The organism is Nocardia inohanensis NBRC 100128 (assembly GCF_001612945.1).
GTDB lineage: Bacteria > Actinomycetota > Actinomycetes > Mycobacteriales > Mycobacteriaceae > Nocardia > Nocardia inohanensis.
Map to the genome: position 1 here is coordinate 80974 of NZ_BDBK01000018.1, position 15212 is coordinate 96185.

Consider the following 15212-nt stretch of genomic DNA (forward strand, 5'->3'; position numbering starts at 1 on the left):
AGCCGATGACACAGACGAACACCCCCGGTAAGAACACGCTCGGCCTGCCCGAGGCCAGCGCGGGCGTCGCGCACAAGAGCGCGCACGAACCGGATCCGGGCGGCCACTTCGGCGTCTACGGCGGACGGCATGTCCCCGAGGCGCTGATGGCCGTGATCGAAGAGGTCACCGCCGAGTACGAGAAGGTCCGGGTCGATCCGAGCTTCCTGGGCGAGCTGGACCGCTTGCAGCGCGACTACACCGGGCGTCCCTCGCCGGTGTTCGAGTGCAAGAACCTGGCCGTCCACGCGGGCGGCGCGCGCATCCTGCTGAAGCGGGAAGACCTGAACCACACCGGATCTCACAAGATCAACAATGTGCTGGGTCAGGTGCTGCTCGCCAAGCGCATGGGCAAGACCCGCATCATCGCCGAGACCGGCGCCGGCCAGCACGGCGTCGCCACCGCGACCGCCTGCGCGCTGCTCGGCCTCGAGTGCATCATCTACATGGGCGCGGTCGACACCGTCCGGCAGCAGCTGAACGTGGCCCGGATGCGGCTGCTCGGCGCCGAAGTCGTCAGTGTGACAACGGGTTCGCAGACCCTCAAGGACGCCATCAACGAGGCGCTGCGCGACTGGGTCACCAATGCCGACCGCACCTACTACTGCTTCGGCACCGCCGCCGGACCGCATCCGTTCCCGTTGATGGTGCGCGATTTCCAGCGCATCATCGGCCTGGAGGCGCGGGAACAGGTGCGGGCCATGACCGGTCGCCTGCCCGACGCCGTAACCGCTTGCGTCGGTGGCGGTTCCAATGCCATCGGCATCTTCCACGCCTTCATCGACGATCCGTCGGTGCGCCTGATCGGCTATGAGGCCGCGGGCGACGGCGTCGAAACCGGCCGCCACGCAGCCACTTTCACCGGCGGCAGCCCGGGCGCGTTCCAGGGCGCCTACTCGTACCTGTTGCAGGACGAGGACGGCCAGACCATCGAATCGCACTCCATCTCCGCGGGTCTGGACTACCCGGGCGTCGGCCCGGAGCACGCCTACCTCAAGGACATCGGCCGTGCCGAGTACTACCCGATCACCGATACCGAGGCCATGGACGCGCTGCTGCTGCTGAGCCGCAGCGAGGGCATCATCCCGGCCGTCGAGTCGGCGCACGCGGTGGCCGGCGCGCTGAAGCTGGGCAGGGAACTGGGCGAGGGCAAGATCATCGTGGTGAACCTCTCCGGTCGCGGCGACAAGGACATGGACACCGCCGCCCGCTGGTTCGGGCTCTTCGACAAGGACACCGAACAGTGAGCCAGCAGTCCCGTCTCGCCAACACCTTCGCCGCGGCCCGCGAGGAGAACCGCGCGGCGCTGATCGGCTACCTGCCCGCCGGCTACCCGGACTTGCAGGGCTCCATCGACGTCTGCCGGACCATGGTCGAATCCGGTTGCGACATCATCGAAGTCGGCGTCGCCTACTCCGATCCGGTGATGGACGGCCCCACCATCCAGCGCGCCGCCGAACAGGCCCTGGCCGGTGGCGTGCGGGTGCGCGACGTGTTCAAGGTGGTGGAGGCCATCTCCCAGGCCGGCGGCAAAGCCGTGGTCATGACCTACTGGAATCCGGTGCTGAAGTACGGCGTCGAACCCTTCTCCCGCGATCTCGCGGCGGCGGGCGGCCTCGGGCTCATCACGCCGAACCTGATTCCGGAGGAGGCCGACGACTGGTTCATCGCCTCCTCGACCCACAATCTGGATCGCATCTTCCTGGTCGCGCCGTCCTCCACCGAAGAGCGACTGGTGAAGACCCTGGGAGCCTCGCGCGGCTTCGTCTACGCCGCCTCCACCATGGGCGTGACCGGTGCGCGAGACGCGGTGTCGGACATGGCCCCCGCGCTCTGCGCTCGCGTCCGCGCGCACTCCGATATCCCGATCGGCGTCGGCCTGGGGGTGCGCAACGGCGCGCAGGCGGCCGAAATCGCTTCCTACGCGGACGGTGTCATCGTCGGCTCGGCGCTGGTCTCGGCCGCGGCCGAGGGGCTGGGCGCGGTCGCGAAGCTGACCGAGGAACTGGCACAGGGCGTGCGCTCGGCGGGCGTCGCCAGATAATTCTCCGAACGGCAAGGGCGCGTATCGAACTCGATACGCGCCTTTCGCGTTTTCGGCAGCGGCGTGCGTTCTCGCCCCCTCGTGCGGAGTGGTATCGCCGCTGGTCCTGCTCCTGGCCGGAAAGCGGAAGCGCGAGCCGGAACGGGGTTCGGCAGCGGCCGCCGCCGACGGCGAGTCGCGGCGTGGCGGCCGGGGTCGGTGGTCTCGGACGAGATTCCAGTACGGTGGGCGCGTGACCTTACGAGCCCTTGCCGAGAGCACCGGCGCTGACGTCCTGGCCTACATTCCCAGTCCCGCCCGCGGGGTCTGGTACCTCGGACCCTTCCCGCTGCGCGCGTACGCGCTGTGCATCATCATCGGCATCGTCGCGGCCATCTGGCTGGGGGAGAAGCGGTGGCAGGCGCGCGGCGGGCAGGCGGGCATGGTCCTGGACGTCGCCATGTTCGCGGTGCCGTTCGGCCTGATCGGCGGGCGGCTGTACCACGTGGCCACCGACTGGGAGAAGTACTTCGGCCCGGGCGGTCATCCGGGCGACTTCTGGAAGGTGTGGCAGGGCGGCCTGGGCATCTGGGGCGCGGTGGCGCTGGGCGCGTTCGGCGCTTGGATCGCCTGCCGTATATACCGAATCCCGTTGCCCGCCTTCGGTGATGCGGTGGCCCCCGGCATTCTGCTGGCGCAGGCCATCGGGCGGCTCGGCAACTACTTCAATCAGGAGCTCTACGGCCGCGAGACCACCATGCCGTGGGGTCTGGAGATCTACGAGCGGTACTCCGGCGTCGATCCGGACATGATGAACGGGACCTCCTCCGGGGTCATCATCAAGATCGTGCAGCCCACCTTCCTGTACGAGCTGGTCTGGAACCTGCTCGGCGTCGCGGTGCTGCTGTACCTGGATCGCAAGTTCCGGATCGGGCACGGGCGGCTGTTCGCGCTCTACGTGGCGATCTACTGCTTCGGACGGTTCTTCGTGGAGCTGCTGCGCGATGACGAGGCCACCCATATCGCGGGCATCCGCATCAACTCCTTCACCGCCGCGGTCGTATTCCTGTGCGCCGTCGCCTATTTCGTCTTCGCGACCAAGGGCAGGGAGACGCCGGAGCAATTGCGGCCCGGCATCGAGCGGCCGTGGCCGTGGCAGTTCGGCGCATTGCGGGCTTTCGGGGCCGCGGGCACCGTGGCCGCCGCGGAGACCGTGGAATCGGAGACGCCGGGATCGGAGACCGCTGAGTCGGATTCCACGGCATCCGAACCCAGCGACGGCTCCGAATCACCGTCGGACGGCAACGAATCCGGCGAGAGCAGCGATAACTCGTCAGCATCCGGCGATTCCGAGCCGGTGGCGACGGACGATGTGAAGCTCGACAAGACGGATAAGGTCGACTCGGGCAAGAATGACTCCTGACCACCCGGTATCGGGCTGACCGGCCCGGCGTTTCAGGAGGATCGCGTGACCGACCCGTTCAGTAAACAGCCCGAACAGGGCCCGCAGTACGGCGCGCCCGGCACCGGGCCGCAGTACGGTCAGCAGCAGCCGTACGACCAGTCGCAGCCGCACTTCGAGCAGCAGCAGCCCTACGGCGCACCCCAGCCGCAGTACGGTCAGCCGCAGTACGGTCAGCAGCCCTACGGCGTACCGGGTTACGGTCCGTCCGTGCCCTACGGCGCGGACCCGGAAGCCCCGTTCGGCCGCAATGTGTACGGGGTTCCGTTCTCCGACAAGAGCAAGCTGACCGCGGGCCTGCTCCAGATTCTGCTGGGCGGCTTCGGCGTGGGCCGTTTCTACCTGGGCTACACCACGATCGGCGTGCTACAGCTGGTGGTCACCATCCTCACCTGCGGCGTCGGCGCGGTCTGGGGCCTGATCGACGGCATTCTGATCCTGGTCGACAAGGTGCCGGATCCCCTGGGCCGCCCGCTCAAGGACTAGCGCCGGGAGGCTGCGACACACCGGCTTCGGCGGGCACCACGGGGCGAGGCGGTGCTCGCCCGCCGCTATCATCACCGACGGTAAACGCGCAAGGTTTACGCGCGACGTGATCGTTGTCGTGCCGAGTGGTCGGATTGTGGCGTACCCTTTGCCGGTTGTTTGTCGCGTGGTCAGCCACGCTCGAGGAGAGGTGTTCCCGCCGTGCGTCGTCGTAAGCTCTTCGCCGCCCTGGCCGCCGTCGTGGTGGCCGCCGGTATCACCGCCTGTAGCAGCAGCTCCGACTCCGACGTGCTGAAGGTCGGCACCGAGGGCACCTACTCGCCGTTCAGCTACAAGGAGAACGGCTCGCTCACCGGTTACGACATCGAGGTCATCCAGGCCGTCGGCGACAAGATCGGCCGCAAGGTCGAGTTCGTCACCACCACCTGGGACTCCATCTTCGCCGGGCTGGAATCCAAGCGCTTCGACCTGGTCGCCAATCAGGTGACCGTCAATCCCGAACGCACGCAGAAGTATTCGCTGTCCGAGCCGTACACCACCTCCGAGGGCGTCATCGTCACCAAGGCGGGCGACGGCAGCATTCACGCGCTCACCGATCTCAACGGCAAGACCTGCGCGCAGTCCTCCACCAGCAATTGGTCCAAGGTCGCCTCCGGTGCGGGCTGCAAGGTGGACAGCGTCGAGGGCTTCGTGCAGGCGGTGCAGCTGCTCAAGACCGGCCGCGTCAACGCCACCGTCAACGACACCCTCGCGGTGAACGAGTACGTCAAGAAGCAGGGCAGCGGCGACGTGCAGGTGGCCGGCAAGACCGGTGAGATCAGCAAGATGGCCTTCGCCGCGCGCAAGGATTCCCAGGAGCTGACCGACAAGATCAACAAGGCGCTCGGCGAACTGCGCGCCGACGGCACGCTGACCAAGATCTCCGAGAAGTACTTCGGAACCGACGTCAGCAAGTAACCGCAGATGTCGATCGCGCTCGGCGACACCCTGGCTCTGGACGACGCGACCTGGTCGCTGATCCGGGAGAACCTGTGGCCCATGCTGCGGGCCACCGTCGAAATGACGCTGCCGCTCACCGCGATCAGCTTCGGCATCGGCCTGGCCATCGCCGTCTTCATGGCGCTGGCCCGGATGTCGAAGCTGTGGCCGGTGCAGGCGGCGGCCCGGTTCTACATCTCGATCATTCGCGGCACGCCGCTGCTGTTGCAGCTGTTCATCATCTTCTACGGCCTGCCGAACCTCGGGGTGGTCTTCGACCCGTTCCCCGCGGCGGTGATCGCCTTCAGCCTCAATGTCGGCGGTTACGGCGCGGAAATCGTTCGCGCCGCGATCCTTTCGGTCGCCGAGGGGCAATGGGAGGCGTCCTACGCGGTCGGTATGAGCCATGCGCAGGCGCTGCGGCTCATCATCCTCCCGCAAGCCTCGCGCATCGCGGTGCCGCCGTTGTCCAACACGCTCATCTCTCTGGTGAAGGACACTTCGCTGGCTTCGACCATCACCGTGACGGAGTTGCTGAGAACTGCCCAGGACGCCGCGGCACCCACCTTCGACTTCTTCTGGCTGTACACCGTCGCAGCCGCCTACTACTGGGTAATCTGCTTGATATTGGGCTTCGGGCAGACCCGTCTGGAGACCCGCCTGGCTCGGCACGTAGCCCGCTGACCGCGGGTTTGCTGAACAGCAGGTGTATATCTTTCGCGACAGCCCGTGCCCGTTCAGCGGGACGAATGTCACAGGTCTAGGGTTGTTCTCGTGATGCGACGAACGAAGATTGTGTGCACTCTCGGGCCCGCTGTGTCGTCCGAGGACCGTATTCGTGAACTCGTCGAGAGCGGCATGGACGTAGCCCGGCTGAACTTCAGCCACGGCGAGCACTCCGATCACGCCGAGAACTACAAGAAGGTGCGTCAGGCCAGCGATCTGCTCGGCCGCGCCGTCGGCATTCTCGCCGATTTGCAGGGACCGAAGATCCGCCTGGGACGCTTCATCGAAGGCAAGACGGTTTGGGCCACCGGAGAGGAAATCCGGATCACCGTCGACGACATCGAGGGCACCCACGATCGCGTCTCGACCACCTACAAGCAGCTCGCGGAGGATGCCAAGCCGGGTGACCGGCTGCTGGTCGACGACGGCAAGGTCGGTCTGACGGTCGAACGCGTGGACGGCAACGACGTCGTCTGCCGCGTGACCGAGGGCGGACCGGTCTCCAACAACAAAGGCGTTTCGCTGCCCGGCATGGACGTGTCGGTTCCGGCCTTGTCCGAGAAGGACATCGACGATCTCGAGTTCGCACTGAAGCTGGGCGTGGACTTCATCGCGCTGTCCTTCGTGCGCTCCCCGTCCGATGTCGAACTCGTGCACGAGGTGATGGACCGCGTCGGCCGCCGGGTGCCGGTGGTGGGCAAGCTCGAAAAGCCGGAGGCCATCGACAATTTGGAGGCCATCGTGCTGGCCTTCGACGCCATCATGGTGGCGCGCGGCGACCTCGGCGTGGAGTTGCCCCTCGAACAGGTTCCGCTGGTGCAGAAGCGCGCGGTGCAGATGGCGCGCGAGAACGCCAAGCCGGTCATCGTGGCGACCCAGATGCTCGAATCGATGATCACCAACTCGCGCCCGACCCGCGCCGAGGCCTCGGACGTGGCCAACGCCGTGCTCGATGGCGCGGACGCGGTCATGCTCTCGGGTGAGACCTCCGTCGGCGACTACCCGATCGAGGCCGTGCGGACCATGGCGCGCATCGTGCACGCCGTGGAATCGGAGTCCTCGACCCGGGTCCCGCCGCTGACCCACGTGCCGCGCACCAAGCGCGGTGTCATCTCCTACGCGGCCCGCGATATCGGCGAGCGCTTGAATGCCAAAGCGCTGGTTGCCTTCACGCAGTCCGGTGACACCGTGCGCCGCCTCGCCCGCCTGCACACTCCGCTGCCGCTGCTGGCCTTCACCCCGCAGGCCGAGATCCGCAGTCAGCTCGCCTTGACGTGGGGCACCGAAACGTTCATCGTTCCTCCGGTGAAGGACACCGACGAGATGATCCATCAGGTCGACAACGCCCTGCTGGCCATCGGGAGGTATCACAAGGGTGACCTCGTGGTCATCGTTGCCGGCTCTCCGCCGGGTACCGTCGGTTCCACCAACCTGATTCACGTGCATCGCATCGGCGAGGAGGACCACTAGGGTGAGTGCGTCACTGGGCGCGGAACCGTCCGCGGATTCCGTAGCGGACCCGGAGGGGACCGGTCTCTCCGACGATCTGCGGGTCCTGTTGCGGATCCTGGATCTGGCGGAAGAGGGCCCCGACATCTTCATCGGGCAGCATCCCGAGAAGGTGTGGAGCCGGACCTTCGGCGGCCAGCTGGTGGCGCAGGCCATCGTCGCGGCCGGCCGGACCGTGGGACCCGAGCGCCCGGTGCACGCCGTCAACGCGCATTTCGTGCGCGGCGGCGACCCCAAGAAGCCGATCGAATACCACGTCGATCGGCACCGTGACGGGCGCTCGTTCGCCAATCGCACGGTGACGGCCTACCAGGACGGGCAGGAAGTGTTCGTCATGCTGGCGGCCTTCCAGGACTACGGCAAGGGGCTCGAGCACGGGACCCCGCTGCCGGAGGTGGCGGAGCCGGAAACGCTGCCGCGCGTGGAGGAATCGTTCGTGGGGCTGGAGGACAAGCTCCAGATGTTCGTCAACGCACCGCATCCCATCGATATGCGCTACACCAACGATCCCGCCTGGATCCTCAAGGACAAGGGCGGCACCCTGGACTACAACCGGGTGTGGATGCGGACCGACGGGCCGCTGCCCGAGGATCCGATCATTCACGTTGCGGCGCTGGCGTATTCGTCCGACACCACGGTGCTGGATTCGATCATCACCACGCACGGGCTGTCGTGGGGGCACGACCGGATCCTGGCGGCGACGGTGAATCACTCCATCTGGTTCCACCGGCCGTTCCGCTTCGACGACTGGTCGCTGTACGCGACCGAATCGCCGGTGGCGTCCGGATCGCGCGGGCTGGCGCGCGGGCATTTCTACGCGCGCAACGGCGATCTGCTGGCGACCACCGTGCAGGAAGGTGTGATCCGGCACTTCCCGGCGCGCGCCTGAACCATCGGAGACTCGTGGGCCGGACCGGCAGGTGCGGCCCACGTTTCTGTCACCCGCCCCGGCCCGCATCCGTCGGGACGCGGGCCGAACGGGCCTTCGCCTCAGATGAGTTCGCGGTTCTCTTCGAGCTCGAAGTTCTCCCGCTGCAAGGCATGCACGATGTACGGGATGGGCTCGTCCGCCGAGAGACCCAGGATCAGCTTCTGTTCCAGCTTGGCGATCCCGGCCTTGGTGAGCTGCCGTGCTTCGCCAACCAGGCTCAGGGCTATCTCGAAGGTGCGCCGGTCACCCGGTTCGGCATCCGGATTGTCCAGACGCCATTGGGTTTCCAGCACGGTATGGGTCGGATCATCGCACTCGACCGGAAGCGTGAACCTCCAGGCGAAGATATCTCGATCCGCCACATGGTCGTCGACGATGCGGCACACCGTCTGAACGACATGATCGAGAGTCTGCGGTGTCACGTAAACATGGAGCGAAACATCCGAAATTCGTTTCGGCATGTCCTTGATCCTGTTCCTGTGTCGAACCACCGGCCGGCGGTGGTGTTCCGCGCGAAAGTGTAGCTCTTTACCGGACCAAGCGGGCAGACAGGTGCATTGACACGGAGTGTTTCGCCGTGACTTCGAGCTCTAACGCGCCGAAGTCCCCGTGCGCGAAGCATGTTGGGGGCCCGGCTCGCTCGCCAGCGTGACCGGTTTGCCCGGCTCGGCGGGTTTGCCGGATTGTCCACGGCCGCCGGGCAGTACGAGCAATTGCGGGCGCTGCTGCGCACCCGCCTCGGCATTCGCCCGCGGGGAGATGGTGGCCTGCGGATGCTGATGGGCGTGCAGCGCGAGCAGCAGCGGCACAAGGGCTTCGGCGATCTTGTCGCCGACGTCGCAGAACGCTTGCGCGGACAGCCCCACCGGATCGGAGATGTTCTCCCGGCCCACATAGGCGAGATCATCACGGGCGGCGTGCAATCCGACCACCGTGCGGGCGCCGCTCACCTTCGCGATCCGGTACGCCTCGAGCAGGGTGAAGGTGCGGGGGAGCGCCTCCGGCACCAGCTCGCGCACCTGGTCGCGCAGCTGTTCGGTCATGGTGAGCACCAGGTCCGCGCGATGCACCATATCCGGCTTGAGGCGGCGGGCCTTGAAATTGCCCGGGTCCCCACCGAGTCCGGTGATGGTCTGCGCGGCAAGCGGTTCCACCGGGAAACCGACCAGCGCGCGCACGCCGGCGCTCTCCGCCGTCAGGTCCTCGAGTCCGTGGTCGGCGGCCACCGCGAGGGTCAGTCGTTCGGCAATGACGGACCGGCAAACGTTTCCGCTGCACACGAACAGCACATGCATGGGGTCAACGTATGCCCCTCGTGCTCTGTTCGAAACGCTTCTGTGACCGGATCACACCTTTTGACCAGGATGTTCACGATCAGGCCGAGTGTCGGTCGCCCGGTGTTCGCCATCGCGTTCCGAATCGTAGAGTTCGGACTCCGGGACCGCGGGCGGGATTTCGGCCCGCTGCCCGTGCACCCGGCCGCGCGTGGAGAACAATCTTCCACGCGCCTGCACCGTCGGCGCGAACCGGGTCAGCCCCACGCCCGGCCCCATATCGTCGTACACCGAATCGATCCCGCCCCGGGCGAAATACGCTTCATGCCAGAAACCGGTGCCGCCCGAATCCTTCAGGAACTGCTGCCACCAGACGCGATGCGGTTCCGATCGGGTCCACCGTTCCAAACTCTCCAGATCGCGCCAATATTGCCGGGCGCCCCAGTGTGGCGGGAACATCGACCACACGATGTCCTCGTGGGCGAGCAATCCGTCCGGCCGATCGTGATGGGACCGATACAGTTTCGGGCCGACGCCGAGCAGTCGCAGTATTCCTTTGGGTTTGCGCACCCGCATGCCCAGCAGAATCACCACCAGATCCGGATATTCCGAAAGATCGGCCGTCACCCTGTGCACGCGCATCGGCGACCTCCCGAGATTCTCGACGCTTCGTGGGGTTGTACGAGTATCCAGGGTGAACGGTTCGAAACAAACCCGAGTCAGTCGGTATCAGTTCAGCATCGACACCACGGCGCGGGTGGCCTCGGCCAGCAAAGCATTGTCGGCCTTGGCGTCCGGCGCCGATTTGGTGCTCAGCAATGCGATGACCACCGGAACGCCCTTGTCTGTCCAGGCCACCGCCACATCGTTGTTGCCGCCGTACTCCGGCGCCCCGGTCTTGTCGCCGACGGTCCACCCCTGCGGCACCCCGGCCCGAATCCGCTGTCCGCCAGTGGTATTGGCGATCAACCAGCCCTTCAGCAGCTCCCGCTCCGGCTCGCCGAGGGTGTCGCCCAGCACCAGTTTCTCGTAATCCGCAGCGACCGCCGCCGGTGTCGTGGTGTCGCGTTCATCGCCCGGGGTATTGGCGTTCAGTTCGGTTTCCCAGCGGTCCAGCCGTGACACCGAATCGTCGAGCGTCCGCAGGAAAGCGGTGAATTCGCCCGGCCCGCCCTGCAATCGCAGAATCAGATTCCCCGCCGTATTGTCGCTCATGGTGATCGCGGCCTGACACAATTCCGCCACCGTCATCCCCGAATCCACATGCTGCTCGGTAACCGGCGAATAAGTCACCAGCTCCTCCCGCCCGAACCGGATCACCTGATCGAAATACCCGGTCGAGAGCGGATAGGTCTTCAAAAGCGCCCCGCAAGCCAGCCCCTTGAACGTGGAAGCCATCGCGAACCGCTCATCACTGCGATAAGCCACTTCCTTCCCGCTCTTGGTATCGACCGCGAACACCCCCAGCCGCGCCCCGTACTTCTCCTCCAGCCCCTTCATCGCCGACTCCGCCGCCGCCGAATTCTTTCCCGCCGTCCCCCGGTCCGCACTCCCGCACCCCGCCAGCGCGGTCACCGCCACCAGCCCCGCCGCCAACCCCCGCCACCCGAACCGCATCCGACTCCCTCTCATAAAAGCGAACCAAACGATCGGCCCCACCCTGCCACACCACTTCGGTGGCCCCACCGCAAGATTCGATCCCCTCTTCCCTCTGCACCGAATCTCCACAACGTCCCCCACCCATACCCACACCCCCTCCCTAGGCTCGATCTCCGTAGCCCGGCCCCGAACAGGGAGAACCCCGATGCCCGACGCCACCGACTTCACCCGCTGGACCATGGAATTCGAAGCGAAGGCGCGCGCTCGCCGCAGCACCGGCGACCCCGACTGGACCCGCCCCGCCACCCTCCATCCGGACTTGATCCGCAGCATCCAACGTTTCCAGGTGGGCGAAGACGGCGACGGCGCAAACCTCGTCAGCAAAGCCGACGCCGCCGGCGATCCCACCTACGCGGCCGCCGCCCGCCTCTTCATCGCCGAGGAACAGAATCACGCCCGCCTGCTCGAGCAGCTACTGAATTCCGCAGGCGCCCAAACCATCTCCTCCCACTGGACCGACGCGGTCTTCGTCCGCCTGCGCCGGGCGCTGGGCCTGCGCCTCGAACTGATGACCCTGTCCGTCGCGGAGGTCATCGCCGTCCGCTATTACCGAGCCCTCCGCGACGGCACCGCCGATCCGCTCACCACCCAGGTGGCATCCCTCATCCTCGAAGACGAACGCCGCCACGTTCCCTTCCATATCCAACGCCTCCGCCAGTCCTTCACCGCCGCCTCCCGCCCCACCCGAACCCTCGCCGCCCTCACCTGGTGGCTGGTCTTCGCCGGCGCGACGATCGTCGTCACCCTCGACCACGGTCCCGCCCTCCGCCAATTGGGAATAACCCGAACACGATTCATCCGCGACGCCATCGCGCTGTTCCGCGGCACAGTGCGCGCATCGATCACAGGCACCCGGAGTTCGGCTCCGCAAACCCCCGCTCGCCGTGGCGCCGAGAGCTACTGTGGCGTGGACGGATTGGCTCGAGCCGGTGGGTGGGGAGATGGGTGCTCAGCTGACTAGCTTGGCGGTGGCCCTGGTCGGGGTTCTCGGGACGTTGACCGCCACGTTCGCCGCGCAGGCAGCCACCTTGAAGTCCAAAAGGCTGGAGGGTGCCGGGCGTGTGGCGGAGAGGGCCGCGGCTCAGCGACAGTCACTGTTCGATGAGAAGCGTGTCGTCTATGTCGAATTGCACACGGCGGCAAGAGATTTGTACTCATCGGTGCACGACACTGTGGTGGACAGGCATCGCGGGCTGGAGACCGACATCGACCAACTGGACTCGGTTCGAGCGCGGTTCCTCAGTGTCCGGGCACGAGCCCAGATGATCGTGCCGGATCGGGTATTGCAGGTCGTCGACGAGGTCTCCGCTGGATTCGGCCCCGCCTACCGGGTCGCGGCCCGCCGCAGGGTCGTTGTGAACGATGACGACGAAGAGGCATACGAGCGATTCCACAAGTGGGTGAACGGCCCCCTGCTGGAGGCGGTGAAATTGCTCCAGGACGTACTCCGTGAGGACCTCGGAGTGGTTCCGCACATCGGTGATACCGAATCGGCGTGTCGGCGGTTCGCCGCGGAAAGACATGCGGCCTATTCCGAATCCGGCTATATCCGCACCCCCTGACCCCACCGGGTAGCGCGGCGGATCTTCGATCAGGCGGCGCTGAAAGGGGTTGTTCCACAAAGCCTTCGGCCTTGCGGTCCGCATAGCGAAAGGGCCGTTCCGATGATCTCGAAACGGCCCTTCACCTTGGTGCCGAGTGTGGGACTCGAACCCACACGTCCTTCCGGACAACGGTTTTTGAGACCGTCGCGTCTGCCAGTTCCGCCAACCCGGCGCACCGGTGGGAAAGTGTAGCGGGTTTGGGTCGGGAGACCAAAAGCGGGCGGGGACACGCGGGTGACGTTGTGATACTGGTCGGTTTGCGCTGGGTAGATGGGTTGTGTGGGCGGGTGGACGGTACTCTTTGGGTTACTCGGGTGCGTGCCGATCCCACGAGGGTGGCGTCGGACCGGTGGTCTCGGGTGTTGAGTATGCGAAGCGACAGGGGTTCATCTATGGGAACGACAGCAGGGGGCGGTTCGAAGAAGGATGCCGCGGCGTCCGCCCCCAAGCGGGTGGTGGTTGCCGAGGACGAGGCGCTCATCCGGATGGACCTCGTGGAGATGCTCTCGGAAGAGGGTTATCTGGTGGTGGGGGAGGCGGGGGACGGGCAGCAGGCCGTGGACCTCGCGGAGGAGATGCGGCCGGATCTGGTGATCATGGACGTGAAGATGCCGCGCCGGGACGGGATCGACGCGGCGGCGGAGATCGCCTCGAAACGGCTTGCGCCGGTGGTGATCCTGACGGCGTTCAGTCAGCGGGATCTGGTGGAACGGGCACGCGACGCGGGGGCGATGGCGTACCTGGTGAAGCCGTTCACCAAGTCGGATCTGGTGCCGGCGATCGAGTTGGCGGCGAGCCGCTTCCACGAGATCGCCGCGCTGGAAGGCGAAGTCGCGAATCTGACCGATCGGCTGGAGACGCGCAAGCTGGTCGAGCGTGCCAAGGGTGTGCTGATGCAAACCCAGGGCCTCTCGGAACCGCAGGCGTTCAAGTGGATTCAGCGCACGGCCATGGACCGTCGTACCACCATGAAGGCCGTCGCCGAGGTAGTACTGGAGAATCTGGCGCCCAAGTAAGCCGGATTTGCTCGGTTATAGCCCCTCTGTTGCCACCGATATGCGGAACTGCTTTACGCAGCGGTAACACGAGGGGCTGTTTCATTGGTTGCGATGTCACATGGATGACCCGAATGTGATGCGGAGCTAACGTGGTGGGGATATGTTCTGAGCCAGGCCGATAGATGAGGCGGCCCGCCCGGCGATCCGGGGAGCACAGAACATTGAGGTGAATCGTGCTTGGTTCAAAGACGCGCGGCAGTAGGCGAGGGTGGCGCACGGTACAGGTGGCGGTGGCGCTCGGCGCGGCCGTCGCGCTCACCGTGGCCGGTTGCAGCAGTTCGTCGAGCGACGACACCGGTAAGAAGAACCGGTCGAAGATGGTCGAATTCGTGAAGTCGTACGACGGCCCGGGTCTGGCGCGCAATTACAAATGGGGCTCCAACGGCGAGCTCGAGAAGGCCCTGATCTGGATGTACAAGGTCGACCCCTCGGGCGAGATCAAGCCCGTGGTGCAGATCGACAGCTCCGGCAAGGAGGTCGCCGCCACCGACCAGGCCGCCGCCGCGAAGGCCGCCGGTGACGGCAAGGCCACCTGCACCGAGCAGTCCATCGCCATGGCCGGCCCGCTGACCGGCCCGAACGCCAACCTCGGCCTGAACATCGTGCGCGGCGTGCGGCTCGCGCTCGACGAGTTCAACAAGGCCAACCCGGGCTGCAAGGTCACCCTCAAGGAGTTCGACACCGAGGGCAACCCGCAGAAGGCCACCCAGGTCATCCCGACGATCATCAACGACAAGTCGATCGTCGCGCTCATCGGCCCGACCTTCTCCGGCGAGACCAAGGCGACCGGCCAGGTGCTCAGCGAGGCGAACCTGCTCGCGCTGACCCCGTCCGCCACCAACCCCGACCTCACCAAGAACAACTGGAAGACCTTCTTCCGCGGCCTCGGCAATGACGCGGTGCAGGGCCCGGCGGTGGCCAAGTACCTCCAGACCAGCGGCAAGTACAAGAAGGTCTGCGTCGTCAAGGACAACACCGAGTACGGCACCGGCCTGGCCAAGAACCTGACCGAAACCCTCGGCCCCATCGCCGACGCCGGTTGCGCCGCGGATGTGAAGGAGGGCGACAAGGACTTCTCGGCCGTTGTCTCCAAGCTGAACTCGGCCAAGCCGGACGCCATCTACTACGCCGGTTACTACGCCGAGGCTGCCCCGCTGGTGCAGCAGCTGCGTTCGGGCGGTGTGACCGCGGAGTTCATCTCCGCGGACGGCACCAAGGATGTCGAATTCGTGAAGCAGGCGGGTAATGCCGCCACCGGCGCGCTGCTCTCCTGCCCGTGTGGCCCGGCGCCGGATTCGTTCGCTTCGGCGTACAAGGCGTCGAGTGGTTTCGATGCCGGCACCTATTCGACCGAGGGCTACGACCTGACCACCATCGTGCTGAAGGGCATCACGGCGGCAGGCAAGTAGTTCAGGCATTCGGAATGCCGCGTGTGCCGGGAATCCGGTGAGATCCGCCGATTC

At 66.1% G+C, this 15212-nt stretch carries 16 protein-coding genes and 1 tRNA gene; 12 read left to right on the top strand and 5 right to left on the bottom strand.

Annotated elements, in window-relative coordinates:
* Nucleotides 1-5: 5 nt before the first annotated feature.
* From trpB to NI1_RS33630, 8 genes are all read left to right on the top strand, one after another.
* Nucleotides 6-1286, top strand: coding sequence for a tryptophan synthase subunit beta (gene trpB / locus NI1_RS33595; RefSeq protein WP_067829465.1), 1281 nt, complete (start codon nt 6-8; stop codon nt 1284-1286).
* Nucleotides 1283-2083, top strand: a complete 801-nt coding sequence (gene trpA / locus NI1_RS33600; protein ID WP_067829468.1) for a tryptophan synthase subunit alpha — start codon at nt 1283-1285, stop codon at nt 2081-2083. Before trpB ends, trpA begins: the two co-directional genes overlap by 4 nt.
* A gap of 232 nt (nt 2084-2315) precedes the next feature.
* Nucleotides 2316-3485, top strand: coding sequence for a prolipoprotein diacylglyceryl transferase (gene lgt / locus NI1_RS33605; RefSeq protein ID WP_067829823.1), 1170 nt, complete (start codon nt 2316-2318; stop codon nt 3483-3485).
* A 45-nt stretch (nt 3486-3530) separates the two neighbouring features.
* Nucleotides 3531-4010 carry a TM2 domain-containing protein gene (locus tag NI1_RS33610; RefSeq protein ID WP_067829469.1) on the top strand — a complete coding sequence of 160 codons (480 nt, stop codon included), beginning with the start codon at nt 3531-3533 and terminating at the stop codon, nt 4008-4010.
* Between the two features lie 201 nt (nt 4011-4211).
* The gene (locus tag NI1_RS40190) at nt 4212-4967 is read left to right on the top strand and encodes a transporter substrate-binding domain-containing protein (RefSeq protein ID WP_067829472.1); all 756 of its coding nucleotides are present in this window, start codon (nt 4212-4214) and stop codon (nt 4965-4967) included.
* Between the two features lie 36 nt (nt 4968-5003).
* The gene (locus tag NI1_RS40195) at nt 5004-5672 is read left to right on the top strand and encodes an amino acid ABC transporter permease (protein ID WP_067829826.1); all 669 of its coding nucleotides are present in this window, start codon (nt 5004-5006) and stop codon (nt 5670-5672) included.
* Nucleotides 5673-5762: 90 nt separating this feature from the next.
* On the top strand, nt 5763-7184 hold the full coding sequence (pyk, locus tag NI1_RS33625) for a pyruvate kinase (protein ID WP_084524151.1): 1422 nt from the start codon (nt 5763-5765) through the stop codon (nt 7182-7184).
* 13 nt (nt 7185-7197) lie between these two features.
* Nucleotides 7198-8112 carry an acyl-CoA thioesterase gene (locus tag NI1_RS33630; protein ID WP_067829828.1) on the top strand — a complete coding sequence of 305 codons (915 nt, stop codon included), beginning with the start codon at nt 7198-7200 and terminating at the stop codon, nt 8110-8112.
* Nucleotides 8113-8213: 101 nt separating this feature from the next.
* Here the strand turns inward: NI1_RS33630 and NI1_RS33635 are convergent, their stop codons facing one another.
* From NI1_RS33635 to bla, 4 genes are all read right to left on the bottom strand, one after another.
* The gene (locus tag NI1_RS33635) at nt 8214-8576 is read right to left on the bottom strand and encodes a hypothetical protein (RefSeq protein ID WP_245663534.1); all 363 of its coding nucleotides are present in this window, start codon (nt 8574-8576) and stop codon (nt 8214-8216) included.
* A gap of 168 nt (nt 8577-8744) precedes the next feature.
* Nucleotides 8745-9449, bottom strand: coding sequence for an arsenate reductase/protein-tyrosine-phosphatase family protein (locus NI1_RS33640; RefSeq protein WP_084524152.1), 705 nt, complete (start codon nt 9447-9449; stop codon nt 8745-8747).
* 51 nt (nt 9450-9500) lie between these two features.
* Nucleotides 9501-10070 (bottom strand): monooxygenase family protein, encoded by a 570-nt coding sequence (locus NI1_RS33645; protein WP_067829479.1) that lies wholly within the window; start codon nt 10068-10070, stop codon nt 9501-9503.
* Between the two features lie 87 nt (nt 10071-10157).
* Entirely contained in the window at nt 10158-11045 is an 888-nt protein-coding gene (gene bla, locus NI1_RS33650; protein ID WP_245663535.1) for a class A beta-lactamase, read from the bottom strand.
* 187 nt (nt 11046-11232) lie between these two features.
* Between bla and NI1_RS33655 the strand changes: the two genes are divergently transcribed.
* A complete protein-coding gene (locus NI1_RS33655; RefSeq protein WP_067829480.1) occupies nt 11233-12048 on the top strand; it encodes a diiron oxygenase in 816 nt (271 codons plus the stop codon).
* Nucleotides 12049-12247: 199 nt separating this feature from the next.
* Entirely contained in the window at nt 12248-12649 is a 402-nt protein-coding gene (locus NI1_RS33660; protein ID WP_157535482.1) for a hypothetical protein, read from the top strand.
* A gap of 127 nt (nt 12650-12776) precedes the next feature.
* On the opposite strand, the gene NI1_RS33665 is transcribed toward NI1_RS33660, so the two are convergent.
* Nucleotides 12777-12863: transfer RNA gene (locus NI1_RS33665), tRNA-Leu, on the bottom strand.
* Between the two features lie 220 nt (nt 12864-13083).
* Here NI1_RS33665 and NI1_RS33670 point away from each other — a divergent pair.
* Nucleotides 13084-13707, top strand: a complete 624-nt coding sequence (locus tag NI1_RS33670) for an ANTAR domain-containing response regulator (protein WP_067829484.1) — start codon at nt 13084-13086, stop codon at nt 13705-13707.
* Nucleotides 13708-14159: 452 nt separating this feature from the next.
* On the top strand, nt 14160-15158 hold the full coding sequence (locus tag NI1_RS33675; RefSeq protein ID WP_245663549.1) for a branched-chain amino acid ABC transporter substrate-binding protein: 999 nt from the start codon (nt 14160-14162) through the stop codon (nt 15156-15158).
* Nucleotides 15159-15212 lie beyond the last annotated feature (54 nt).